The sequence below is a fragment of the Rhodococcus sp. ARC_M6 genome, assembly GCF_022810305.1.
Lineage (GTDB): Bacteria > Actinomycetota > Actinomycetes > Mycobacteriales > Mycobacteriaceae > Rhodococcus_F.
Genome location: NZ_JALGQH010000004.1, coordinates 227462 through 253030, shown reverse-complemented (window position 1 = coordinate 253030; position 25569 = coordinate 227462). Strand labels below are relative to the sequence as shown.

The following is a 25569-nucleotide window of genomic DNA, read 5'->3' as shown; positions in this document are numbered from 1 at the left end:
GATGTCGGCAGGAGCGAGATGTTTCCGAATCACGACCCGATCCATTCCTCGATAGATACAACAAGATCCAGTGGAAGCGACGTGGTGACGACGGCCCGAGGGATCTTGGCCACCGGCCGTGGATACAACCAGCGCCAAGCCTTCGACGAGTTGATGGACGTCGCCAAACGTCAGCACGTGTCGGTTGTCTCGGCCGCGCGGCAATTGATCGACGCGGTCCAGGGCACGACGGACTACGTGCCGACCGAATGGGTCGAACTGGTCCACCGGGTACAGACTGCGCCGTAGTTCGCCGCTCCGCACACGAAAAACCGAGAATGAGGAGTCGACTCATGAACGAGAAGCACTGGTCGGTGGACATCACCATCGACGAGCACACTTCAGAGACCGGTAACCGAACTCGCGCCATCGCGCGCCTACATTCGCGGGACGACACGCACTTCGCCGGAGCAGGTTTTGCACGCTGCAACCCGTCCGACCGCGATGTACCCGAGATCGGGGACGAACTCGCCGTCGCGCGTGCACTCGCCGACCTTTCCCGTCAATTGATCGAAGCCACCACTACAGATCTCGCGAGCATGACAAACGAACCTATTCGGCTGACGTCCTGACCCGTTTCGCCCGGCCAGTGTGAAGCCGGCCAGTGTGAAGAAGGTGAGAAGTCGATGTCGGACAGGTTGACTCCGCTCGATGCCGGGTTCCTCGAACTCGAGGACTCGGATGCGCACGCAAGTCTCGCGATCGGCGCATTGGTGGTTGCCGAGGGCCCAGTGCCGAGCGATCGCGAGTACCTCGAACGATTGACCTCACGGATAAGATTCATCCCGCACGGCACAGACCTCCTTCACACAGTTCCTGTCGATCTGGCCGCACCCACGTGGACGCCCGATCCGAATTTCGACCCGGCACGTCATGTCATGAGGGTCGCAGTTCCGTCACCGGGTCAACTGAGGGATGTCTCGGAGACTGTCGCGTGGATAATGTCCGAACGACTCGATCGAGATCGTCCGCTCTGGCAATGCTGGCTGATAGAAGGCCTCGAACACGACCAGTGGGCAGTACTCACGAAAGTGCATCACTCGCTACTGGACGGCGTGAGCGGTGCCCGGTTGTTCAACCTGTTGTTCGACATGCCAACAGAATCCGAGCCGATTTCCGAACACACCACTACCGCCGGAATTACTGCACCGGAACAGTCGAAATCCCTGATCGACATGGTCATCGGGGTTTCCGCGTCCATTCTCGGAGCACCTCTCCGTTTAACGCACCGGGTACTGCGCCGGGCAGAGGGTTTCGCGCACTTGATTGGTGATGTGCTCACCCCGAGCACACGCACGAGTTTGATCGGACCGATCGGCCGCCAGCGAAGATACACCACTGCCACCATGCGAATGCACGATGTCCAAACGATCTGTTCGACCTTCGAGGTGACCGTCAACGACGTGGCACTGGCTTGTGTGACCAGCGCCCTACGTTCACTTCTCCTGCACCGCAACGAAAAACCCGACGAAAATGCTGTACGTTGCCTTGTGCCTGTGTCAGTTCGAACGTCGGATGATGACACATCACCACATAACGAAGTTTCGCTTCTGCTCCCGTTTCTTCCTGTCGAAGTGCCAGATCCCGTCGACCGTCTGCAGTTGATTCACAAGAGGCTCTCACGGTACAAGCGAGGAGGAGAATCTCGCAGTGGCCACTTTGTCACGACGCTCGCTCAGTATGTGCCGTTCATATCGTCTGCGTGGTTCGTTCGACTAGCTGCGCGGGTTCCACAACAAAGCATTGTCACGGTTGTCACCGACATCCCGGGTCCGGCTTCAGAATGTCGACTGATGGGCCGAGACATCGTGAGCATCTATCCGTTCGTACCCATTGCGGTGCGACTGAGACTCGGATTCGCAATTCTCAGTTACAACGATCAGCTAGCGTTCGGAATCACAGCCGACTACGACTCTGTCTCCGAAATCGATCTTCTACCAACATGGTTGGAGAGTGAGCTGAGGGTGCTATTGATGAGCGCCCAAAGGAAAAGCGCACGAGAGACCAGCGACCAGCGCGCTGCCGAGCAGCCGTAGTTTCGACTGGACTCCGGCTACGACGGAACCTCGGCACGGGACTGCTCCGATCGACGCCGACGCATCCACCGCCACACTTCGTCGCATCCCCACACCAGGATAGGCAACGGCAGCAACCACAAAACCTGATACCACTCTAGGGTGACGGTCCCGAATACACGCTGCATCGGCGGCACCGTCACGACGACTGCGGCGAAGGTGACTTCGAATGCAATTCCCCACAGCAACAGTCGATTCGAGAACAGCCCGATCTGCCGCAAGGACGCATGCTCGGTGCGAGCGGCAACTGCCGTACCGATCTGACACGACACGATTCCGAGGAAACTCATTGTCGTCGCCAACTTCCAGGTGTGTTCGAGAGAACCCGTCGACACATCCGCACCGAAGGTCCAGCCGCCAGAGACGAGCGTTGCCATGAACAGAACCATGACTGCCAGCGCCGACACCCCGCCGAGTAGCCCCCAGGATCGAATCAGCATCGCCCTGTCCACGACGTTCTGCGTCGCCTTTCGCGGCCTGCGATCCATAAGCCCGGGTTCCGCCCTTTCGCGGCCGAGCGCCAGCGCGGGCAACGTCTCCGTACCCAAATCTATTGCCAGGATCTGCATCACCGTCAACGGAAGTGGAATCTGACCACCGGACAACGCGTAGACGAGGAAGGGCACCACTTCCGGTGTTGCGTGCGCAAAAATGTAGACGATGAACTTCCGCACGTTGTCGTACACCCTGCGTCCGGCTTGGACTGCTTCTACGATGGTGGCAAAATTGTCATCGGTCAGCACCATAGTCGCCGCCTCGCGAGCGACGTCGGTACCGGATCTGCCCATTGCCACTCCGATATCCGATCTTCGCAGTGCGGGTGCATCATTGACGCCGTCGCCCGTCATGGCGACTACATAGCCGCCGGCGCGCAGCGCGTCCGTGATCCGCAGCTTGTCCTCGGGCGAACTACGAGCGAAGATGATTTCGTCGTCGGTATAGAGGAGTGCGTCGAGATCCTTCTCGGACATAGCTTCGAGTTCAGCGCCGGTAACCACCTGCAGCCCTAGTTTCCCGATTCCGACGCTCTCTGCGATTCCGCGGGCGGTGAGTCCGTGATCGCCTGTCACGACGATGATTCGTATTCCAGCCGTATGGCATTTCGCGACGGCATCCTTGACCTCGGGTCGCGGTGGATCGATCATGGCTGCGATGCCCAGCAATGTCATCTCTCGCTCGGTATCTCGACGAACGAGCGGTTCCCCACCGTCAACGGCTACCGAGCGCTCTGCCACTGCGATCAGTCGCAATCCCACGCACGCCCAGTCATGCACCAGCGCAGCGATGTCGGAGCGCTCCGCGGACGTCAGGCGGTGCTGAGTTCCTTCGGGTTCCGCAATGTGGGAGCACAGGGACAAGATCTCTTCCGGCGCACCCTTCGCATGGATCTCGAACCGACTGCCGACTCGATCCACCGTCGACATCCGTCGCAGTTCGGGATCGAACGGAAAGGTGATGTCATGGTCTTTCCGTGCCGCGGATACGGGCTCGCCGATCAGGTCCGCAGCGCGCAACATCGCCAACTCGGTGGGATCCCCGGTCCCCTCGCTCTCCCCGGCCTTCGTCGCATCACGTAGTTCGGCAGAGCAACAGGATGTGACGGCATGCGCCATCCGACGCGGCAGGGATCCCGAAGGCTGTGGTTGTTTGTCTCCGTCGAAGGTGAGAACTCCGGACGGCGTCCAGATTTTGATCGTGCGCATACGATTCACGGTCAGCGTCCCGGTCTTGTCGGTGCAGATCACACTGGTGGAACCGAGCGTCTCCACCGCCGAAATTCGTTTGACCAGAGCACCTTTCCGGGCAAGAGTTCGGACTCCGACTGCCAAGGCCAGCGTAATAGTGGGCAGTAGGCCTTCCGGAACGTTGGCTACCAGTAGTCCGATTGCAAAATTGACCGAATCACCCCAGGACAGCCCCGCAATCAGGCTCCCGAGCGGTATGAATGCGGCGCCCATCACGACCGCCACGCAGGCGATCAACCAAGCCACTTTCTTCACCTGCTTTTCGAGCGGGCTCTCGTCGCGCCCGACCCGTTCGGACAGAGCTGCGATACGTCCGATCTCCGTACGCATACCGGTCGCAAAGACCAATCCGATTGCCTTGCCACCCAACACGTCTGTCCCACTGAAGACGATGTCGCGAGCTGCCACCAGAGGGCCCGTGCCACCACCCGCATCGGCAGAAACGGAAACGGGTACGGACTCTCCGGTCAGTGCCGACAGATCAACCTGAACGGAACCGGAAACCAACCGTGCATCTGCCGATACCCGGCCACCTTCGTCGAGAACGATGACATCGCCCGGAACGAGGGTCCGTGCATCAACCACCTGTTCGATGCGGTCCCGTAGCACCGTCGCCTGGGCAGGAAGGAATGCAGACAGCGCCTCCACCGCCTGCTCCGCGTGCAGTTCCTGGACAAATGCGAATACCGCATTGACAAGAATCACGAAGACAATGGCCACACCCAGTGGAGACGCTCCGCTGACAACAGCGAGCGCCGCGGCCATCCATAGAAGCAGTGCGAGTGGATGAGTCAACTGTCGAAGCACCTGACCTGGCCACTCTCGGCCACGCCGACGCTGGAGTTCGTTGGATCCGTGGACGATTGATCGACGTTCGGCTTCCCTCGATGCGAGTCCTTGCCGCCCCGACCTCAGATCCCGAAACATCCGCTCCATGGATTCACGAGGATTGACTGCGTCTGATTCCGAATCAGCAACCGTCTCGGACACGCGCACCTCCCACCTCGATCGAAAATCCGCGAACAACTACTACGTTCGAGGTTTCTCCGTGCGAGAGCGCTATACCAGGGTCATCGGTCGCCAACTCTTGCCCGATGGCGTGCTTGATCGAAAATCGGGGTCACCGGCCGTCCAGCTAGTGACATTCGGCCATGTAGACGACCAGTGCGTGGGGGCAAAGCTGGACGGTAGACGGGCATCCGAACCTTCAGCAAGTAAGGAGCGTCGGTAGGCCGTTCCGCACAGAATCGAGAATCACCATGAACGTAACCATCATCGCCGTCGTGGTCGTGGTCGTCGTATTGCTAATTTTCGCAATGGCAATACGAGTCGTCACCCAGTACGAGCGTGGAGTTCACTTCCGGCTCGGAAGGATCATCGCGGTGCGCGATCCTGGTCTGACGCTCATCATTCCTGCGATCGACAGGATGACCAAAGTCTCCATGCGTATCGTCACGATGCCGATCCAGTCGCAGGGAATCATCACACGCGACAACGTCAGCGTCGACATCGCGGCAGTCGCCTACTACCGCGTCATCGACGCCGAAAAGTCGGTGGTGACAATCGAGAATGTCAGTTCCGCAATCAATCAGATCGCGCAGACCACGCTCCGCAATGTAGTAGGTCAGCATTCTCTCGACGAGGTCCTGTCGGAAACAGCGGTGATCAACACCAGCATTCGTCAGATACTCGACACCACCACGCTGGACTGGGGCGTGGAGGTAACGCTGGTAGAACTCAAGGACATTCAGCTGCCCGAGAGCATGAAGCGAGCGATGGCACGCGAAGCCGAGGCCGAGCGCGAGAAGAGGGCAAAGATCATTGCGGCCGAAGGTGAAGCCCGTGCCGCTGCCGGCCTCGGCGAGGCATCGGACACCATGATGGCGCACCCGTTGGCGCTCCAACTGCGCAACCTGCAGACCCTTGCCGAACTCGGTGTCGAGAAGAACACCACCGTCGTATTTCCCGCGCCTCTGATGAGCGCAATCGGCGAACTGGGTTCGTTCCTCCAACGGGAGGGTATCTCTGCCGGAAAGCTCTCCAGCCACAGCTCGAATGAAAACACGGTCAAGGAAACAACATTCGACGAAAGTACCCTCAGCGTCAGCCGCTCGTGAAGTTTCCCTGCAACCACGCCGCTCCGGAAGGCGGACCACCATGCGGAACCACCCGGTTCGCACGATCTCTCGGCCCAGTCATTGGTGGCGGCAAGCGCCGTGGTCCTCCAATCGATTGATGCGCCCATCGGACCGACTCCTGTCCGCCTTGATCATTGCCGCCATCGCTGTAGTGGCTCTCGCGATACCGGTCTCGGCAACAATCGGAACGTCCGTCTATTCATCCGACCGAGCTCGAATCGAACAGGAGCACAGCACGTACCAAGAGTGGAACGGCACGGTCGTGAGCACCCCGCCGGCGCCACCGGCGACTCCGGATATCAAGGCGATAAAGGACGTCGGCCCCGCACCCAAGGCCGTGACGTGGACGATGAACGGAGCGCCGCGCACCGAACCGTTGATTGCCCACTACGGTGCGAAAATCGGTGACACGATCACAGTCTGGACGAATGACAACGGTGATCAAGTTCAGCCACCCACCGAAACGTCGATAGCAGCTGTCGACGGCGTCGCAGCTGCCGTCGTGCTGTGCGGCGCGATCACCCTGGCGATGCACCTCATGGTCGCGGTGGCCCGCAATCTGATCGGTCGGCACAATGCCCGAATGTGGGACGCGGAGTGGAAGAAAAAGTTTCAGCAACACTCGTGAACGCTGAACGAAACTGTTGTCGGATCACTCTCGTGAATCCACGCCTTCGGTCTCCGACTGGTCGGCTAGTACGAAATAGCTTTGCTCCTCTTGGCGGAAGTGCAGCGTCAGAACGGCATACAAGCCGTACAGGCAGGCAAGGAGATCTTGTACCTGCTCCGCTTCCACCCCACCATTGCGATCGGCAGTTCTCACATGGTGTTCCAATCTCCGACAGAGTCGCTCGATTTCGGCGTGCGCACCGGCCATTGTCGCAATCGAATCGGCGCCGCCCAGCGAATGTTCCAGCGCTGGATAGAGATTCGCCCCCTCCATACGCTCGTGTGGAAGAATCACTTCTTGGAGGAATCTATCGGTTTCGTGAAGTCGACGCAGTGCCGACGCACGATTTCCACTCACCATTGTCTCTGCGGTGATGCGGATGATTTCCAGTTCGTCCCGCATCTTCCGATGGTCGGCGGAAAACCCTCGGAGCATCGTCAACAGCCTCGGATCGAGTGCCGGAACCGTGGATTTTCCGCCGTTCAATGCACGCAACGCATTAAGTATCACGGCAACGTCGATCAACTCCTGCAACAGCGCGCCCACTGCGGGAATCAGGAATCCGAAGGCAGCAAAAATCATCGCGACGAGCGACAGTGCGGTTCCGAGTATCGCGCTCTGCAACGCGATCCGACGGGATCGACGTGCAATGTCCATCGCGTCGGCAACCCTCGACAGCCGATCGGTTGTCAGAACGACGTCGGACGCCTCCGAAGACGCGCTCGCGCCCCGCGCCCCCATTGCGACTCCGACCGACGCTGCCGCCAAGGCCGGCGCGTCGTTGATCCCGTCGCCTACCATCATCGTCACTGCCTGCGCCGATTCTTCACGGACTCGCGCAACCTTGTCGTCCGGTTCTTGTTCCGCCTGAACGGAATCCAGCCCCAACGCACATCCGACCTCGACTGCCGGCTCCGGCCGGTCACCCGTCAGCATGACAATCTTTCGTATCCCGGCGGAACGCAGTCGTCGTATAGTCCAGGGCGCGTCCGTCCGCATCGGGTCGACCAGGAGAATTGCGCCACTGAGAATCCCGTCGATACCTACCCAGGCGATCACGGCGCCGTCGAGACGCGCACGATTCTCCACCGAGGCAACCCACTCGGAACGAGCGACGGTCCTGTCGATCCTGCCGACGGTGACGGTGCGTCCGTCCACCGTGGCAACAACTCCGTAGCCAGGTCGCTCGGTCACCATGTCGGGCGTGCTGAGGGACAATCCACGCGCTCGGGCGCTACGAACGATCGCTTCGGCCAGGATGTGCGACGAGACCTGATCGGCCGACGCCGCCAAACGAAGTATCGTCGCACTGTCGTCCCCGCCGCCGCACACGACATCCGATTGTGTCGGCCGTCCGGTGGTCAAGGTGCCGGTCTTGTCGATCACCAGAGTCTGTGCACTTCCAAGCTTCTCGAGCGCTCCACCCGACCGAACGATCACCCCGATGCGCGACGCACGCGAAAGGCCGGAAACGATCGCCACGGGAGCGGCCAACAACAATGGACACGGCGTCGCGACAACCAGTACGGCGACAGCCCGTGTGAGGGTATCGCTCAGCGCCCACGCAGAACCGGCAACAATCAACGTCGCCGGAAGAAACCAAGCTGCCACTCGATCGGCCAGGCGTACGACAGGGGCGCTCTCGGCTGCGGCTTCCCTCGCCAACCGAACGATTCCCGCGTAGGTACTCGACTCCGCATCTCGACTCGCCTCGATGCGGCAGGCCCCGCCCGCATTCACCGCACCGCTCCGAACGTCATCGCCGACGGGCCTTTCCACAACGGTGGACTCACCGGTCAGGGCTGATTCGTCCAACACCGCAGACCCACCGACGACCCACCCGTCAGTGGGCACCACCGAGCCGGGTCCGACGAATATCAGGTCGCCGGGGCCGATCTCGTCGAGCGCCACCGTCTCGAGTTGTCCGTCTCGGTCCCGTTGTGCGGTGCCGGGGACGTGTTCGCGGAGAGAACGCAGATCACGTGTCGCTCGACGGTTGGCTGCCGCGTCGAGAGTGCGCCCGGTCGCCAGCATGACGGCGATCAACGCTCCAGCGAGATACTCCCCGATCCAGAGTGTTCCGAGCAACGACAGGATAGCGATGATGTCGACACCGACCCGCCCCCGCCGCAACCCGTCGACGACCCACCACGTCGCGGGGATCAATGCCACGATGGTCCCCGCTGCCCACAGGGTCGCCGCTGCCGAATCCCGGTCGAGCAGCCAGGCGAGAGCACCAGCGGTCAACGAAGTCACCGTGACAGCGAGAAGAATCGACTCGGCGTTGGATACGAAGCGCCGGAGCAGGTCTCGAATCAGCGGCATTCTTCCAGCGTGACAACGCCGATCGAACAACCGATAGTGCCGTAATGCCCGGTTCGATCATCGGAATACCCCGTGACAGCGGGCCCGAGATCCGAACACACTTGAGGACGAGGCACACAAGTTACCCCAAGCCCGTCTCAGCACACCGTGTCTCAGCACACGGTCTCGACAAGTCGAGGAGCGAATTCAGGTGGACACCCAGGACTCCTACGTCGATGTACGCGAGACGACTACCGGCGTCGTCATCCTTGCGCGTGACCGCGCCTACAAGATCAAGAAGGCCGTATCGACTGCTTACCTGGATTTCGGAAGCCCGGCGCAACGTGAGGCTGCGCTGCTCCGCGAACTCGACTTGAATCGGAGGATGTGCCCGGACGTGTATCTGGGCGTGACTCACCTGAACGATCCGCTCGACGAGTCGAGCGAGCCGATTCTGGTGATGGCCCGCATGCCTGACGATCGACGACTGTCGTCGATGATCACGTCGGGGCAGGATGTCACAGACGAATTACACGACATCGCTTCTGCAGTGTCCGAGTTTCACCACCGTGCGGCCCGTGGCACTCGGATCGACGAACATGCAACAGCCGGGAGTGTCGGCGCGCGATGGAAGACCAACCTTGCCGAACTACGAGAGATATGCGCGGGAACCGTGCCCGGTGACACCGTCGACGAACTCGACCAACTGGCCGAGACGTTCATACTCGGACGAACAGCATTGTTCGACAAGAGAATTGCCGCGGGGCACATCGTCGACGGACACGGCGATCTGCTGTCCGACGACATCTTCGTTCTCCCCGACGGTCCCAGAATCCTCGACTGCCTCGACTTCGACGATCGACTCAGATTCGTCGATACCGTAGACGACGCGAGTTTCCTCGCCATGGATCTGGAATTTCTCGGGCGCGAGGACCTGGCAGGCGAATTTCTCACGGCGATGGCGGCGGTGTCGCAGGACCATCCACCGCGAGCGCTACTCGACCACTACATCGCCTATCGAGCGACTGTCCGCGCAAAAGTCGACGCATTGCGTATGCGTCAAGGCGGCACGGGCAGTGTCGCCCGACTCGGACGCCATCTCACTCTTGCGTATTCCCACCTTCGACGTGCCGAGGTGCGGTTGTGCCTCGTCGGCGGACTCCCGGGGTCGGGTAAGTCGACTCTGTCGGCAGCACTCGCCGAACATACCGGCGCAATTGTCATTTCGACTGACCGAGTGCGCCGCGAGTTGGTCGACGCCGGCACACTCACCGGCAGCGTGCGGGAGTACCGGGAAGGCCTGTACTCCCCCGCTGCCATGGATACGGTCTACTCCGAGATGCTCACTCGGGCTCACGAGCAATTGAACCTGGGACAATCTGTGATCCTGGACGCGACGTGGTCTGATTCAAGGCATCGACGTGAAGCAGGTACACTGACGGCGTCCACTTTCTCTGCGTTGATCGAAATCTGCTGCAGTGCAACGCTACCGGTTGCAGTGCAACGAATAGCGATGCGCACGGAATCGCTCTCCGACGCTACCGCTGCAACTGCGACGGCCATCGAGCGAGAGCACGATCCGTGGCCGGCGGCCGTCTCCGTCGATACCGATGTCGCGGTCGACGTAAGCGTCGATGCTGCTCTGGACGTGTGGAACTCGGGTGCGAAATGGCCGTAAGGTTCAGTGCACGATCGTGAGAACATCCTCGATCGCGCGGCGTCCCGAGGCAACCGGTTCGTCGGCACCGGAGTCCGCGTCCTCCATTTCCGTCTCCTTACTGTGCGGCAGCAGTCCGATCCGGATCATGACCTGTGGATTCTGAAATGTCTCACCGGACCTCGATGCGACGTCGCGCACGATCTCGCGACTCGCCTCCACCTCTGTCAAATGTGTCAGCGGACAGCTCGCCAGGTGCGATGCCGTTGCGTGCAGCAACACCGAGGACAGCGCCAGTCCCGCATTCAACCAGTCGATCGGCGCGTCCGAAGGCGTGCTGAGCAGAACCAGCGCAGCGTGGTCCCGAGCATCACGTTCGATCTTCAGATGCCCGGAAGGGAACGCTCGGGCAGAGGCAGACTCGTGCGACGACAGCGCATCAGGCAGTGCATCCCGCGGAATTCCCTCGTCGGATCCGGCTGAACGAATCCACTCCTCGAGCTCATTCCAATATTGGGGATCATTGCGATGTTCTTGCGCAGTGATAGCCGACGCGTGCTCCATCATGGATCCGTACTGCCGCGCCAGGGTGGTCATCGACGTGCCGAATTCCTTCGCGCCGTGTGAGAGTGCGCCCATTGATCCGACCGGAGGCGCATCGAACGGACGCCGGTCGGTCCGTCGACGCTCCAAGGACGAGAACAGGGCAGCACTGGATCCTTCCGGATGCGCCCGCCCCCGGAACGTGATCGATGCCAACAAATCCGGTTCGGAGTGGTCCGGAAGTATCGTGACGATCGGTTCGAGGAGATTGTGTTCCAGGGCAATTCTCAAGTGATGGAGTGCGCCCCCACAACTGATGATCAATTGCCGACCGTCCGGGTCCTCGACCGGAATCGAGCGTCGACGATCGACGTACAGGTTGAGTTGACCGCGTTGTAGTCGCCACGACCACGGCTGGACATTGTGAACGGACGGTGCCGCGCAAGCGGACTCGACTGCACTGGTGATCGTTTCGGGACATGCGCTTGCGTAGTGCGCCATTGCAGACCACTCTCATCGGAAATCTTCCGCAGGCAGGCCTGTCGCGATATCTCAGGCAGGCCTCCCTCAGATGCCTCTCTTGATTCTGCAATGACGGCCCGCGTGCTCGCTACGGTCCTTGGTCATCACGGAGCCACCAACTCAAGTCGAATCGGAGACTCCAGTGCGAAGTTGCCCGACAATAGCGTCGGCCCACATCTCGATGTCCGACCAGTCTCGGGCGTCACCGTATCTACCGCCCATGAGCGCGAAGACAATTCGACCGAACAGTGGCCAATCTCCGTGTTTCAGGACGCCCGCGAACTGCCGGTGATCGCGTAAGTCGGCAGTGGTCCGCAGGAACGCGACGGTTTTTGGTTCCGTAGTGGTCCGCCGGATTCGGCGAGTAAGCCGGCGAGCAAGAAGAGTGGAGGTCGCACCCCACGTGGATACGGAGAACGCCCACACCGGCGGTACCCGTCCGGACGATCCCAGCCGATCGACAACTTTGTGCGCTGACGGCAACCAGTCCCTATTGTGAACAGCGCTGCCCAGTATCAGAGCGTCGAATTGTTCGAAGTCCAGATCTTTTTCTGTCGAAACGATTTTCGTCTCGATTCCGGCGGCAGCGCAACGCTCTCCGATCCTGCGGGCGACGCCTTCCGTCGACCCCTTGGCGCTCGCGTATCCAATCAGAATCCGTGTCATCGTCACTCGGTCCCTTCCGGGAGCGGAACCGACCAGGCCAGGGTGGTGCCTGTTCCGGCGGTGGTTCGCAGTTCGAATGTTCCGCCGAGTTCGGACGCCCGATCGGCCAAATTATTCAATCCTCGACGGCGAATTCCCAGTGGAATACCGACTCCGTCGTCCGACACTGTGAGCGTCAAATCGTCCTGCACGTCTACGGTGACAGTTACCGACGACGCCTCCGCATGTCGCACCACGTTACTGAGCGCTTCCCGCAGTACAGCCTCGACATGATCCGCCATCTGCGAATCGACCACGGAGAGTGGTCCTTTCACTTGCAAAGTCACCTTCAGTTCCGCGTCAGCGGTGACTGTGGCGATAACGCTGTGGAGGCGACTACGGAGAGTGGGCACTTCGTCGTCGGAGGCATGAAGATCGAAGATAGTTCGACGGATGTCCTGAATGATGTCCTGCAAGTCGTCGATCGTCCCTTTGAGCCTTCGTTGAACTTCTGGCGAACGCGCCCGTTGTAGTGTGCCTTGCACTGACAGTCCTACGGCAAACACGCGCTGGATGACGTGATCGTGAAGGTCTCGGGCGATTCGATCACGATCGGAGAGTACATCGAGTTCGCGCATCCGGCGTTGATTGCCCGCCAGGCGGAGCGCGACCGCACCTTGATCTGCAAACGCTGACATCAAGGTCACTTGATCGGGCCGATACAGCTGGGCTCCGCACGACTTCAGAACTGCCAGCACGCCCATGACCTGTTGACCGTCTCGCAATGGCAAGACAATTGCCGGACCGTACTTCTGTTCGTCACTGAACCCAGGATCGAACTCCAGTGCGTCGGCGGTGATCGGCTTCTTCAGCCGGTATGCCTGCCCGGATGTCGAACTGGCCAGGGGAATGCCGCGCCCGACGAGAATATCGGAGCCGGGACCGCTCGCCACCGTGATGACCAACTCGGTCAGGTCCGCGGAGGTCAGTTCGGGATCCGGCGGAACCGCCAGAAACGCGCAATCGGATTGTGTGAGCGACAAAGATCTGTCCGATATCAACTGCAGAACCTGCAGCGCGTCGACACCTGCCAGCAATGCGGTCGCCACCTCACTTGTCGCGCGCTGCCATTCTTGTTTGATCTGGGCCTGCGCGTACAGCTGCGAGTTGTCGATCGCTATTCCCGCTGCCGACGCTAGCGCTCGAACGATCGTCTCGTCGTGCACCGTGAAGGACCGACCGTTCGACTTCTCTGTCAGGTAAAGATTGCCGAACACGGTGCCCCTGGTTTGAATGGGGACCCCGAGAAAGGTGCGCATCGGCGGGTGGTGCTCGGGAAATCCGACAGACGCCTCGTGCTGCGACAGATCTTCCAGACGAAGGACTTTCGGATTCGAGATCAAGACTCCGAGTACACCACGACCACGTGGAAGATCCCCGATCAGTTCGCGGGTCGCTTCGCCAATTCCCTCGTACACAAATTGCTCCAACTCGTCGCCCTCCCCACGAACACCCAGAGCGCCGAACTTCGCGTCGACCAAGGCAATTGCAGATTTGACGATCGTGCGTAGCGTGACATCCAGGTCGAGTCCCGCGGAGACTGCAAGCAACGCTTCCAGGAGTCCGTCGATACGAGCTCCACTGTCCGGCTGGACACCCGCTCCGAGCCGAGTCGGTTCGAAAAGTACTTCGGAACTTGGTTTTTCGTCAGTCATGTCCGCGGCAAATGCTCATGCATCTTGGTTGCGAGAATCGCAGCTTGTGTACGGCGTTCGACGCCCAACTTGCTCAGTAATCGCGATACGTAGTTCTTCACGGTTTTCTCCGCCAAGAACATCCTGGCCGCGATCTGTCGGTTGGTCAGCCCCTCGCCCAGCAACCCCAGCAAAACACGCTCTTGGTCGGTCAGTTCCTCGAATGGCCCGTTCTTGTCAGCGGCATCGGTACGCAACTTCGCCATCAACGCCGCGGCAGCACGGTTGTCGAGCAGAGACTTTCCTGATCCGACGTCACGGACTGCCCGGGTCAGATCCAAACCCCGGATGTCCTTGACGACGTACCCACTGGCGCCCGCCAGGATCGCATCCAACATCGCCTGATCGTCTTCGAACGACGTGAGAATCAGGCAACGCAGTCCGGGCAGTTTCGACAGCAGTTCCCGACACAGTTCGATGCCGTTTCCATCGGGCAGTCGAACGTCGAGAACGGCTACGTCTGGCTTGAGAGCCGGAATTCGCGCAATCGCGTGCGCATAGTTCGACGCTTCACCGACGACACGGAGTTCTGGATCGTCGTCGAGCAACTCGGCCAGACCACGGCGCACAACTTCATGGTCGTCGACGAGAAATACATCAATCATCAAGACATCCGTTCTCGACGCAGATATGCGCGAATACCCACACTCCACGACTACCCATCGCCGGACGAACCAATCAACTACTGGAAAAGACTTCGGCCACCGACCTACGGGTCGTCAATACCGGCGGCGTACCGGTCGGGGCACGCCCGATGCGGAGCAGCATCTGCGGAACCCCGATCTCGGGCACAATCCGGTGAATCACCGAACGACTCCTCGGCACCTCGGTCACGTGCGATAGCGGGCAGGTCGCCGCCCCTTGCACCGTAGCTTCGAGCAAGACAGCAGAAAGCGCCCGCCCGCAGTGCAGCCAATCGGTTCGCGTGTCCGTGGGCGTTCCGAATGCCAGCACAGTCGACTCGTCAATCGAACCGGATTCTTCCGGAGGCGCATTCTGCCGCGAGGGGAATGTGCGACCGATCGGAACTCCGGCCGCACCCGAAACGAGCGACGTCTCCGGAATACCCCCTGTTGCTAGGGAATGACCGGCCCACCAATGCAACTCGGCCTGGTACTCCGGATCGTAGCGCCGTGCCGACGCGGTCGATTCAGTTGCCTCGAGAAGCCCTTCCCGCTGGAGCGAGTCCAATGCGACAACACTGACCCCCAGTTCCCGGGCCTGACCGACAGCACTCTCGACCAGAGCGTGGATACCCTCGAAGGCCCCGAACGCCCGACGGTCCGTCCGTCTGCGACGGATAGCGGTGAGCATGTCGAAATCATGTGAGCGCGGACGGGCATCACGCCGAAAACTGATCGTGGCAAGCAGGTTCGGGGACACCGAACGCTCTTCGTATCGAATGTCGGTGCTCCAGCGCAGTCCCAGCAGTCCCACACTCAAGTGGTGTAGCGCTGCGCCGCAGCTGATGTGAAGCTGTCGACCGGTCGGGTCTGTCGCCGGCAAAAGCCTGGTGTGGTCACCGAGAAGCTGTAGTTGACCGTCGACGTACTTCCATCGCCACGGCTGGCTGTTGTGCAACGAGGGGGCTCGGCACGCCAAATCAACGGCGAGTTGTAGAACGCTCGAGTCGGGTCGGGTGAGGTCCATTTCTACTCCGGTATCGACAGATGAACGGCCTGGATGCGGCTGTCAATTGAAGCGTCGCAGTACTGGGCCATTCACAGAAGTGCCGATTGTCACCGCCTCAGAGGTATGTGGAATCGAAATCCTGCACGGACATGAAGGTGACGACTGAAAGGACCTTTTCCTCTGCTAGTACCGCCATCACTGTCCGACGATTCAAGGACAGTCCCAACACTCGTGTCTCGAATACCGAAGGAGAACAGTCGTGAGAATCAATCCACCGGTAGTCGTCGGATTCGACGGATCGGCGCAATCGCGCGACGCCGTGTGGTGGGGTGCACGTGACGCCGCCCTTCGCGGCGCGCCACTGCTCCTGGTCACGACGATATTCACGCCGACCACCTATGGCGTTCCGATCGGTATGCCCGCAACCTACTTCGACGAGCAGGAAGGGGCGGCGAAGAAGCGATTGACGGAAGCCAGCGAACTCGCCAAATCTGCCATCGGCAAACGCGAACTCGAGATCGACGTCGAACTCGCCGAAGATCCACCAATTTCTGTACTTCGACAGATCTCCAAGACCGCTCGGACGGTCGTCGTCGGAACCCGCGGGCACGGTGAATACACGGGCGGGCTGGTGGGTTCGGTGAGCTCGTCCCTGGCAGTGCACGCACTGTGCCCGGTCATCGTCGTTCGTGGTATCTCTGATGACGGACTCGAAGATGACACACGCCCTGTTGTCGTCGGTGTCGACGGAACCGTTCACAGTCAACCTGCCATTGCTGCAGCCTTCGAGGAGGCCTCCCTGCGGGGCGTCGATCTCATTGCAGTCCACGCATGGTCGGATGTTGTTCTCGAAGTGGTCTTCTCGAAGTTCGAGAATGTCGATTGGCAAGCGCGGCAGGACACCGAACGCGCACTGCTGGCAGAGAGTCTGGCCGGATTCGGCGACCGATATCCGGACGTGAGTGTGAACACCACTGTGGTCAAGGACAAGCCCGGCCAGAATCTGATCGACCATTCCGGACGGGCTCAATTGATCGTTCTCGGCCGGCGCGGACGCGGCGGCTTCAGCGGCATGCTTCTCGGAAGTACGTGCCGGGAAGTTCTTCACGGCGCGCAGTGTCCGCTCATGGTCGTCAACAGTCATCGGTGACCGTGGTGCACACAGACACACCATCGCGGGCCTCCATCATGATCGGCGGCAAGGTCTTTCGTGCGGTTCTGTTCGACATGGACGGCGTGGTCACCGACACCGCGCGTCTCCACCTCTCGGCGTGGCGTCGTCTGTTCCAGGACCTGACCGAGCACAGCGACATGGGAAACGTAGAACTCAGTGACGACGATTACCGGCGATACATCGACGGAAAGGACCGGCGGCGCGGCCTGATGTCCTACCTCGATTCGCGGCACGCAGTTGTACCGCCCGGAACTCCTGACGACTCCCCGAATGCCATGACGATCCGTAACCTCCTTCGCCGCAAGAACACTTACTTTCTGGACGAACTCGGTCGCAGTGGCGTCGAGGTGATCGCTCCCACGGTCCGGTGGATTCAGCAGTTGCGTTCGATGGGCGTTCGCACGGCTGTTGTGTCGGCAAGCAAAAATGCGCGATATGTACTCGATCGAGCGGGACTCACCGACTACTTCGATACTCGGGTAGACGGAATCGACACCGCGAAATTGGGCCTGCGAGGTAAACCGGACCCCGATACCTACGCGGAAGCTGCACGAAGACTGTCGATGTCGCCATCCGAATGCGTTGTTGTCGAAGACGCAACCGCCGGAATCCGCGCTGCCCGTTCCGGAGGCTTCGGACTATGCGTCGGCTTGGGTCCAGCGGAGAATTTTGCGGCCTTGACCGAGAGCGGTGCAGACGTGGCGGTATCCGATATCAGCCAGATCGACTGCCCACGAACATGATCGCTAGGTCAGTCGGACTGTGGCGCCCGGATGGAGTTGCACAACCTGACCACGGCACTCGATCTCGATCGACGGCTGGTTTCCCACCCCGGCGCTGACCTGCACTACCTTGCCGTTGATGCACAGACGCAGACGGTGTCCCCGGTAGAAAATGGGAAACTCCAAGGTACCGAGCGGTTCTGGCCAGTGCGGGGAAAAGATCAGGCGGTCACCTCGCGTCTCGAGCCCGGTAAAGCATCTTTGCAATAGGTCGACGCTGCCGGCCATGGCTGCCAAGTGAATTCCCTCCGCGGTGGTGCCACCCTGAATATCGGCAATGTCGGATTTGAGCGCCAGGTCGAAAAATTCCATCGCCCGGTCGCGGTTAGCCCTGGCCAGCACCCAGGAATGAACGATGCCACTGAGCGTCGAACCATGCGAAGTGCGCGCCATGTAATAGTCGATGGTTGCGGGTATTGCATCGCCCTCAAACTCATACCCCAAACCTTCGAGGATGCACCGCAACTCGTCAGCAGACAGCAGGTAGAACAGCATCACGACGTCAGCCTGCTTCGAAGCCTTGTAACAGTTGACGTCGTCGCTCTCCGCCTCGAGAAGTCGATCGAGGCGTTGGATGTCGCCGTAACGCCGGCGATACTCATCCCAATCCAGTTCCGGAAGGTCCGCGTATCCCTCGAACTGGCTGATGACTTGATCGTGAAACGGGACGAACATTCTGCGAGTGATATCCTGCCAACGCTCGATCTCCTCCTTGGACAGGCCGAGTGTCTGAGTGAGGTCCGAACGGATCTGAAGCGGGACCGCGTCGAGCGCCTCGAGTGCCCGCAGAATCACCCAGACCGACATGACATTGGTGTAGGCATTGTTGTCAATCCCGCCATACGGAGCGTTCGGATATCCGGAGTGGAACTCGTCAGGGCCGATGACGCCCCGGATGACGTAGCGGCCGCGTGCCTGATCGAAGGAGGCGAGGTCCGCGTAGAAACGAGCGATTTCCACCAACATCTCAGCGCCGCAATCGATCAGGTACTCCAGATCTCCGGTCACCTGGTAGTACTGCCAGACGTTGTACGCGATCGCGATGCCGATGTGGTGCTGGCGCCGGCTCGGATCCGGGTTCCAGCGACCGGATCTAGGATTGAGATGCAGTTGCTGGCTCTCCTCCCGTCCGTCGCTACCCGACTGCCACGGGAACATCGCACCCCGGTGGCCGGCTTCGCTCGCGGCCCGGCAGGCCTCCCCCAATCGGCGATACCGATACCGCAGCAACGATCGGGTCAGCGTGGGTAGCCGCAGGTTCAGCACTGAAAAAACGAACAACTCGTCCCAGAAGATGTGGCCGCGGTACGCCTCACCGTGCAATCCACGTGCCGGCACGCCTGCGTCCCGGTCGGCAGTGTTCGGTGAAACTGTCTGCAACAGATGAAGAATGTGGAACCGGATGACACGCAACGCGTGACCATGGCCCTCGAGGTCAATGCCCATGCGGTCCCACAGACCTACCAGTGCGAGCACATGATGGTCGAGCACTACATCGAAACGGCCCAGCCGAGAGAGCCAGCGCTCGGCTTCGTCGGCCGGCTCGGACACAGCGTGATCGCGCCCGGTGAACAGAGTCACCATCTTCTCCAGAGTCACCGAGCAGCCCGCTTCGAGATGCAGAGTGATGTCGTGCCCGATCCGGCCGTCACCTTCGACCAACCGGAACTCGCTGGGAAAGGGCTCTCCATCGCGCCACACCGAATTCCGTGCCGCCATCGCCACCGGTATTCGGGAGCGGTTGGTCTGCACCGTAAGCAGCACCGTGCTCTCGGACAGCGCAGTTGCCTGCAACAGCTCGAGGTGATGACCGCCAAGTTCGCGATAGCGCTCGACCAGCGCGTTGTGGACAGTGCCGTCCAATTGCGAGCGGAACTCGAGTCGGCCCGACCAGTCTTCGGCCACGATCCTCATCTCGAGCGCACAGGCATGCGCGAGATGCATGGCAACAAATCTCCGCTGGACAACCGAGGTGGTGCGGCCCTCGTTGTCGCGTATTCGGAACCTGCGAGTCAGAACGCCCCGACGAAGATCGACGTACTGGCTGTACTCGAGAACCTCCGCGACGTCGATATCAAACCACGGCCCGCCCTCGATCCGAAACGTCACCGGCAACCAGTTCGGAAGGTTCACCATGCTCTCATTGTCGACAGTAATCCCGGATACTTCGTCCTGCAGGCGGTTGAAGATGCCGGCAGCGTACGTACCCGGGTAGTGGACGACCCCAGCGCGGGACTCCGGTGCGCAACCGCGAGTGGCGAAAGCCCCGTTGCCTACCGTGCAGAGCGCCTCCCTCAACCTCTCGGCGCTCGGGTCGTATCCATCGAAGAACACCGTCCAGGGATCACCGGGCGGCGGCACGTCTTCCGGGTCGCTGCCCAGCAGATCTGCCAGCCATTCCAACAGAGTGCACACCTGGTCGGGGCTGTCGACCGCCAGACGAGCAGCCGACCGCCGATCTCCGTCCTCGAAGTGGCGCACCACAATCCCGATCCCTCGATCGGCCAGCGCGACAAAGGCGTCCTCGTCGGTGAGGTCGTCGCCGATATAGATCGGCAGCACGTTGTCGGCATGCGCGAGGTGATCGAGAATCGAGTCCAGTGTCCGGCCCTTGTCCCAGTCGACGTCGGGGCGAAGCTCGGTGACCTTGCGTCCGCTGGTGACACGGAGCCCGGCTAGATCCGCAACCTCATGGACCGTGGCGACAACCTCGTCAACCCTGTCGACATCGACGTTCCGGTGATGAACAGCAACAGCAAAATGCTTGTGCTCCACCATAACCCCCGGCACGCCGGACAAACGGCTCCGAAGCACATCTGCGGCACGCTCGAGGTCCGGCACCGAGGCCAAGGCCGCATCATTTCGGTCGTGTTGGCCGTCCGGTCCGACCACTTCGAAACCGTGACTCCCCGCGTACCAGATCCCGGTCATGCCAACTCGGGTTTGTACATCTGCCAGATCGCGGCCACTGATCACGCCTACCGGACAACTGCGAGCCAGCCTGGCAAGTTCTTCTGCTACGCCGTCGACGAGGGTGGCAGCTGTCGGGTCGTTCACGATGTTCGAGAGGGTGCCGTCGAAGTCCAGAAAGACTGCGGGTCGCCGGGAACGCAAGAAAACGGTCCACTGTTCTCGCGACGTCAAAGCTTCCGGTATTTCGGACATTCGGCGGTCGTTACGGCGAGGGTCGATCGCAGCTCTAGTCATGAACTCAACTCCGGTGATCCACGTTCATCGACACTTTCGCCGCCGGGCCGTCTGACAATCACCAGCGGGCACGGAGTTCTATGCAACAGGGCTGAACCTGTTGAGCCGAGGGTCATCCCGGCGAAGCCGCCCCGTCCACGGTTTCCCACCACCACCAGCTGGGCATCACCCGCTAACGCGAGAAGGTGGTGCACCGGCCGGTCCCGAACAAGATTCTGCCGCACCCCGACGTCAGGGAACCGCTTCCACCACCGGGACACACTTTCCGCCAGCACCAACCGTCCTGCCGCTTCCACCGCGGCGCGGACCTCGGCCCCTGCATCGACCTGCGGCGATGACAGATCTTGGTCGAAACAAGCGTGCAGCACAATCAGTGCCGCTCCGTGAAGAGCACATTCCTCGAAGGCAAGGCCGATGGCCGGTTCACTGTTCATCGACCCGTCAACGCCGACCACGACGGGGTCCGTACTGTCCTTGCCCCTTGACCAACCGTCGATCACGACCACCGGGCAATGCGCTTGACGAGCCACCGCCGAGCTCACCGAGCCGACAAGCCGACCGGAGAACTCGCCAAGCCCACGGCGTCCGAGCACGATCATCACTGCCCCCTCGGAGCGATCGATCAGAGCTCCTGGCGCGTACTGGAGCGATACCTCTGTCTGGATCTCGATCGGTTCGCCAGCCGTCGCAGCTCTAGCCACCTCGAGTGCCGCAGCAAGCACTCGATCTGCCCGAGCGTGTAACTCTCTGACGAGGTGCGGACCATCATCCGTTCGACGATACGTGGTGCAGCACAACAGAAGTAATGGGACCGCACGCAGAGTTGCCTCGCGTGCGGCCCACCGCAACGCGTCCAGCGAATGCTGGGATCCGTCTATTCCCACAATGATCGGAGATCTGACCATGGCGACCTCCACAGCAATCGATGTCGGCGTCCAGCGGCAACAAGTGCTTCACCATTGCTCCATCGACGTCCGTCCCCTCGGGATGGCTCAGGGAGCGGGTCCCACTGCAAAGCCTGCATTCGCAAGATCTCCAAACTCCGGGTCCGCACGTGAACCGTCGGCGTGGACCTCGACGTATCGGGCCGAATAACCCCGAGGGTCCGCAACACTTCCGACCACCGGTTGCCGCTCGAGCACAATGGCCCCAGGCCACCGTGCATGCACAGCATTGATCAACAGCGCTCCGTCGACATCACCCGTCGAAATGGGGCCACCCTCACCGACTACGGCGACACGTCGACCGTCCGTCAACATCCACACTCCAACAGGAAAGGACCGAACGTCACCATCTCCGGCGATTGCCACAGTCTCCCCCACCGCGCTCACAAGATGTGCAGACTCCCGAGGTTCCATTGTGCCTCCCTGAGTTAGGGTCACCGAGTTACCGTCACCGATCCCACGGCGAGTGTCACTCTCTACGTTAGACGGACTCTCCGCAGCTGACCCGTGCCGTCGAACACCGGTGAGATGGTCCAAAGACCCTTTTTAATGCACCTGGCGACTCTGACGCCAGGCCCTTCGTCACGGAACAATTCGAGGTGAGGCCCGCACTCGAGCCCCGACACACATCTTTGAATTCCGGTTCAAGCATCGGCACCAACAATCTGCGTGGAGGAATTGATGAGAGCCTTGGTCTCAGCTGCAAGTAGACACGGTTCGACGGACGAGATCGCCGAAGCACTCGCCGCCGCCCTCCGCGACAACGGTGCCGAAGTCGACCTCATCGAACCGGCCGCAGTCCACGAAATCACCGACTACGACACGATCGTCCTGGGCAGTGCGATCTACCTCGACCACTGGATGAAAGACGCAAAGAGCTTCGCGGAACGATTCGCCGACGCACTGCGCCTTCGACAGGTCTGGTTGTTCTCGTCCGGCCCTGTCGGCGACAATGACCCACCTGTCGGAGATCCGGCCGGCATCCCCGACTTGTTGAAAATGACAGGTGCAGTCGAACATCGCTTGTTCGCGGGCAAACTTGATCGTAGCGAACTCGGTTTCGGTGAACGAGTCGCCGTGAGGGTCGTACACGCTCCGGAGGGCGACTATCGCGATTGGAACGCGGTGCGCGACTGGGCAGAAGTGATTCTCGGTACGCCGAGATACACACGGCATTTGGAACCGGAAGGAACACCATGAATACGCGTGCACCCATCGTCGTCGGAGTTGACCGCTCCGACAGTGCGTTGAATGCCGTGTGGTGGGCAGCCCGCGAAGCCGCGCTGCGCCGTCGACCATTGCATTTGGTTGCTGCAATGCCTGGCTCCGCGAACACATTTCGACACGCAGTGCAGTTGGGAGCACCCGACTTTCCGGATCAACGGTACGAGGGCCGGGAACGGCTGTCGAAAGCGCATACAGTTGCGCTGGACTCTGTCGCCGACGCAGCAGTTGACAACAAAGCTGTGGGCAACACCCGAATCGCCGTGGTCGAGCATCTACGATTCGGGAACGCAGTCGAGATCCTTCTCGGTGAATCACGATACGCGGCAATGCTTGTCGTAGGCTCGCACGGACTTGATCAACTCGCCGACGGAATCCTCGGATCCGTCAGCGCCGCAGTAGTACTGCATGCACAGTGCCCGGTAGCGGTCATTCGTTACCTTCCCGAATCAGAACGACCACCACTCGACGGTCCCGTCGTGGTCGGTGTCGACGGCACTGAAAACAGTGAACCGGCAATCACGGAAGCGTTCGAAACGGCGTCCCTCCACGGAGTAGATCTTGTTGCCGTCCATGCGTGGAGCGATTCCCGTCTCTCAACAGCATTCCGCTCCGACCCCGACGGTGTTGCCTTGGACTGGAACGCGATCTCCACGGCCGAACATGCCGTGCTCTCCGAAAGACTTGCCGGTTGGCGGGAAAAGAATCCGGATGTCGCGATCCGGCAGGTTGTGGTGCATGACAGACCCGCCCGGCAATTGATCACCGAATCGAAATCTGCACAACTGGTTGTTGTCGGCAGGCGCGGTCGTGGTGGGTTCACCTCGATGCTCCTCGGTTCCACCAGTCGACGCCTCATGCATACGGTGGTGTGCCCGCTATTGATCGTGCACTCACCCCGCACACCTTGAACGAACATCCCAAACCCCCTGCACATCATATTGATCGGCTGAAAACATGACGATTCACTTCGATCCGTCCCATCACACGGATTCGATGACCAGCTCCGAACAACATGACCTGACCGTCCAGCGTCTCACCGCAGAGTTCTGCAACCTCATCTCCTCGGAATCCATCGGCATCGTCGTCGACGGTTGCGTGGCTGACTTGTCGTGGGCGTCAAAGCTTGCTCTGCCGGAACTGAGCGAACGCCTTGCGCGACAACGGATCATCGATTATCTCGACTGCAAGGAAAAAAACTTCGAGTAGACGAGTGAGGCGTCATGAACTCTGTAAGCGGCAGAAGTGCATTGGTCACCGGCGGTGCACACGGGATCGGAACAGCCATCGCCAAGTCCTTGTCGGAAGCAGGAATTGGAGTTCTCATCGGCGATCTCCTCGACAGCGACTGCGAGGAGCAGGCCGCGAAGTTGGGCAGCCGAGTCGCATTTCAACATCTCGACATCACCCAAACCGAAAGCTGGGAATCCGCGCTCGAAACCGCGGAAGAAACATTCGGGCCACTCATTGCTCTCGTCAACAATGCCCGACTTCTCGAGTTCGGCAGCATTCAGGAGCAACATCCGACCTCGTTCAGACACGTCCTGAACACCAACCTGTACGGCGCTTGGCTTGGAATGCACTGTGCTGCTGGGGCACTGATCAAATCTGGGGACGGTGTCATCGTCAACATCTCCTCGACCGCCGGATTGACCGGTTACGCCAATATCGGAGCGTATTGCGCGAGCCAATGGGGACTACGTGGTCTTACGAAAGCTGCAGCGCTTGACCTGGGCCCGCACAACATCCGAGTGTGCTCCGTCCATCCGGGACAGATCGACTCGGAAATGACTCCGGGATTCGGTTCCGTGCCCGTCACACAGCAACCGATCCCCCGGATCGGAAGACCGGAAGAAGTAGCCGCGATGGTTCGGTTCATCGTCTGCGAAGCAACGTATTCAACCGGCACCGAGTTCATCGTCGACGGAGGATGCACAGCCGGAGTGCCACCGCCGATTCCTGACGAAGAGTGACACTCTTCAATATTCTTGCGATCCAATGTCAGGACAACGCTCATGGGATTAACCACAATCAACGGATTACCCGCACACCCGCTTCTTATTCATTTCGTCGTTGTCCTGGTACTGATCTCCGCGATACTGCTGATCGTTGCGGTGTGCTGGCCCGCCGCCAGAGTTCGGTTGGGTTTGGCCCCGGCGGTGGTAGCGCTGGTCACGCTCGTGTTGGTCCCGATCACGACCGACGCCGGTCAATGGCTCAAGGATCAGTTACCACCCGATCCCCTGATCGACGCCCATGCCGAGCTGGGTGAACAGATGCTGTTCTGGTCCATCGCGGTATTCGTTCTTGCCGCTATCTGGTGGATCATTCATTCCAAACGATTCACTGAATGGCGAGCTGATCGCCCGTCAGCGCCGGTGTGGAAGGTGATCATGATCGCCGTTGCCGTCGTATCTGTTCTGGTCGCTGCAGGTTCGATGGTTCAGGTCTATCGAATCGGTGAAAGCGGCGCGAAAGCCGTGTGGAGTGATCAGATCGGATAGGGAGAATCTC

At 60.4% G+C, this 25569-nt stretch carries 23 protein-coding genes; 13 read left to right on the top strand and 10 right to left on the bottom strand.

From position 1 onward, the window contains the following. Positions 1-84: 84 nt before the first annotated feature. The 3 genes from MTX36_RS07840 to MTX36_RS07830 are packed head-to-tail and all read left to right on the top strand — an operon-like array spanning position 85 to position 2075. Positions 85-288, top strand: a complete 204-nt coding sequence (locus MTX36_RS07840) for an ANTAR domain-containing protein (protein ID WP_243619159.1) — start codon at positions 85-87, stop codon at positions 286-288. A gap of 44 nt (positions 289-332) precedes the next feature. Further along, the gene (locus MTX36_RS07835; RefSeq protein ID WP_094273857.1) at positions 333-611 is read left to right on the top strand and encodes a DUF1876 domain-containing protein; all 279 of its coding nucleotides are present in this window, start codon (positions 333-335) and stop codon (positions 609-611) included. Between the two features lie 54 nt (positions 612-665). Then, complete coding sequence (locus MTX36_RS07830; protein WP_243619158.1) at positions 666-2075, top strand: wax ester/triacylglycerol synthase family O-acyltransferase; 1410 nt, start codon at positions 666-668, stop codon at positions 2073-2075. Positions 2076-2092: 17 nt separating this feature from the next. On the opposite strand, the gene MTX36_RS07825 is transcribed toward MTX36_RS07830, so the two are convergent. Beyond that, positions 2093-4849, bottom strand: coding sequence for a cation-transporting P-type ATPase (locus tag MTX36_RS07825; RefSeq protein ID WP_308198204.1), 2757 nt, complete (start codon positions 4847-4849; stop codon positions 2093-2095). A gap of 269 nt (positions 4850-5118) precedes the next feature. Here MTX36_RS07825 and MTX36_RS07820 point away from each other — a divergent pair, with 269 nt between their 5' ends. Together MTX36_RS07820 and MTX36_RS07815 are read left to right on the top strand one after the other, a co-directional pair. Further along, positions 5119-5976 carry a slipin family protein gene (locus MTX36_RS07820; RefSeq protein ID WP_243619157.1) on the top strand — a complete coding sequence of 286 codons (858 nt, stop codon included), beginning with the start codon at positions 5119-5121 and terminating at the stop codon, positions 5974-5976. 118 nt (positions 5977-6094) lie between these two features. After that, positions 6095-6625, top strand: a complete 531-nt coding sequence (locus MTX36_RS07815; protein ID WP_243619156.1) for a hypothetical protein — start codon at positions 6095-6097, stop codon at positions 6623-6625. A 24-nt stretch (positions 6626-6649) separates the two neighbouring features. On the opposite strand, the gene MTX36_RS07810 is transcribed toward MTX36_RS07815, so the two are convergent. Beyond that, the gene (locus MTX36_RS07810; protein WP_243619155.1) at positions 6650-8992 is read right to left on the bottom strand and encodes a heavy metal translocating P-type ATPase; all 2343 of its coding nucleotides are present in this window, start codon (positions 8990-8992) and stop codon (positions 6650-6652) included. A 190-nt stretch (positions 8993-9182) separates the two neighbouring features. Between MTX36_RS07810 and MTX36_RS30220 the strand changes: the two genes are divergently transcribed. Continuing rightward, positions 9183-10649 carry an AAA family ATPase gene (locus MTX36_RS30220; RefSeq protein WP_243619154.1) on the top strand — a complete coding sequence of 489 codons (1467 nt, stop codon included), beginning with the start codon at positions 9183-9185 and terminating at the stop codon, positions 10647-10649. A gap of 3 nt (positions 10650-10652) precedes the next feature. On the opposite strand, the gene MTX36_RS07800 is transcribed toward MTX36_RS30220, so the two are convergent. From MTX36_RS07800 to MTX36_RS07780, 5 genes are all read right to left on the bottom strand, one after another. Then, on the bottom strand, positions 10653-11672 hold the full coding sequence (locus tag MTX36_RS07800) for a hypothetical protein (RefSeq protein ID WP_243619153.1): 1020 nt from the start codon (positions 11670-11672) through the stop codon (positions 10653-10655). Between the two features lie 141 nt (positions 11673-11813). Continuing rightward, positions 11814-12359, bottom strand: coding sequence for a flavodoxin domain-containing protein (locus MTX36_RS07795; RefSeq protein WP_243619152.1), 546 nt, complete (start codon positions 12357-12359; stop codon positions 11814-11816). A 2-nt stretch (positions 12360-12361) separates the two neighbouring features. After that, positions 12362-14053 carry a GAF domain-containing sensor histidine kinase gene (locus MTX36_RS07790; RefSeq protein WP_243619151.1) on the bottom strand — a complete coding sequence of 564 codons (1692 nt, stop codon included), beginning with the start codon at positions 14051-14053 and terminating at the stop codon, positions 12362-12364. Then, a complete protein-coding gene (locus tag MTX36_RS07785) occupies positions 14050-14697 on the bottom strand; it encodes a response regulator transcription factor (RefSeq protein WP_243619150.1) in 648 nt (215 codons plus the stop codon). Before MTX36_RS07785 ends, MTX36_RS07790 begins: the two co-directional genes overlap by 4 nt. A 73-nt stretch (positions 14698-14770) precedes the next feature. Next, complete coding sequence (locus tag MTX36_RS07780; RefSeq protein ID WP_243619149.1) at positions 14771-15742, bottom strand: hypothetical protein; 972 nt, start codon at positions 15740-15742, stop codon at positions 14771-14773. Between the two features lie 241 nt (positions 15743-15983). Between MTX36_RS07780 and MTX36_RS30215 the strand changes: the two genes are divergently transcribed. Together MTX36_RS30215 and MTX36_RS07770 are read left to right on the top strand one after the other, a co-directional pair. After that, positions 15984-16874 carry a universal stress protein gene (locus MTX36_RS30215; protein ID WP_243619148.1) on the top strand — a complete coding sequence of 297 codons (891 nt, stop codon included), beginning with the start codon at positions 15984-15986 and terminating at the stop codon, positions 16872-16874. Between the two features lie 5 nt (positions 16875-16879). Beyond that, positions 16880-17641 carry an HAD family phosphatase gene (locus MTX36_RS07770; RefSeq protein WP_243619147.1) on the top strand — a complete coding sequence of 254 codons (762 nt, stop codon included), beginning with the start codon at positions 16880-16882 and terminating at the stop codon, positions 17639-17641. Positions 17642-17644: 3 nt separating this feature from the next. Here MTX36_RS07770 and otsB read toward each other — a convergent pair whose 3' ends face one another. The 3 genes from otsB to MTX36_RS07755 form a co-directional block, all read right to left on the bottom strand. Continuing rightward, positions 17645-20887 carry a trehalose-phosphatase gene (gene otsB / locus MTX36_RS07765; protein WP_243619146.1) on the bottom strand — a complete coding sequence of 1081 codons (3243 nt, stop codon included), beginning with the start codon at positions 20885-20887 and terminating at the stop codon, positions 17645-17647. Beyond that, on the bottom strand, positions 20884-21792 hold the full coding sequence (locus MTX36_RS07760) for a universal stress protein (RefSeq protein ID WP_243619145.1): 909 nt from the start codon (positions 21790-21792) through the stop codon (positions 20884-20886). Before MTX36_RS07760 ends, otsB begins: the two co-directional genes overlap by 4 nt. Positions 21793-21879: 87 nt before the next feature. Continuing rightward, the gene (locus MTX36_RS07755; protein WP_243619144.1) at positions 21880-22245 is read right to left on the bottom strand and encodes a hypothetical protein; all 366 of its coding nucleotides are present in this window, start codon (positions 22243-22245) and stop codon (positions 21880-21882) included. A 267-nt stretch (positions 22246-22512) separates the two neighbouring features. Here MTX36_RS07755 and MTX36_RS07750 point away from each other — a divergent pair, with 267 nt between their 5' ends. The 5 genes from MTX36_RS07750 to MTX36_RS07730 are packed head-to-tail and all read left to right on the top strand — an operon-like array spanning position 22513 to position 25559. Further along, positions 22513-23031: a flavodoxin domain-containing protein gene (locus MTX36_RS07750; RefSeq protein WP_243619143.1), complete on the top strand. Its 519-nt coding sequence runs from the start codon at positions 22513-22515 to the stop codon at positions 23029-23031. Beyond that, positions 23028-23966 (top strand): universal stress protein, encoded by a 939-nt coding sequence (locus tag MTX36_RS07745; protein WP_243619142.1) that lies wholly within the window; start codon positions 23028-23030, stop codon positions 23964-23966. Before MTX36_RS07750 ends, MTX36_RS07745 begins: the two co-directional genes overlap by 4 nt. A 46-nt stretch (positions 23967-24012) precedes the next feature. Next, a complete protein-coding gene (locus tag MTX36_RS07740; protein ID WP_243619141.1) occupies positions 24013-24264 on the top strand; it encodes a hypothetical protein in 252 nt (83 codons plus the stop codon). Between the two features lie 14 nt (positions 24265-24278). Continuing rightward, the gene (locus tag MTX36_RS07735) at positions 24279-25028 is read left to right on the top strand and encodes an SDR family NAD(P)-dependent oxidoreductase (RefSeq protein ID WP_243619140.1); all 750 of its coding nucleotides are present in this window, start codon (positions 24279-24281) and stop codon (positions 25026-25028) included. Between the two features lie 42 nt (positions 25029-25070). Beyond that, complete coding sequence (locus MTX36_RS07730; protein ID WP_243619139.1) at positions 25071-25559, top strand: DUF2231 domain-containing protein; 489 nt, start codon at positions 25071-25073, stop codon at positions 25557-25559. Positions 25560-25569 lie beyond the last annotated feature (10 nt).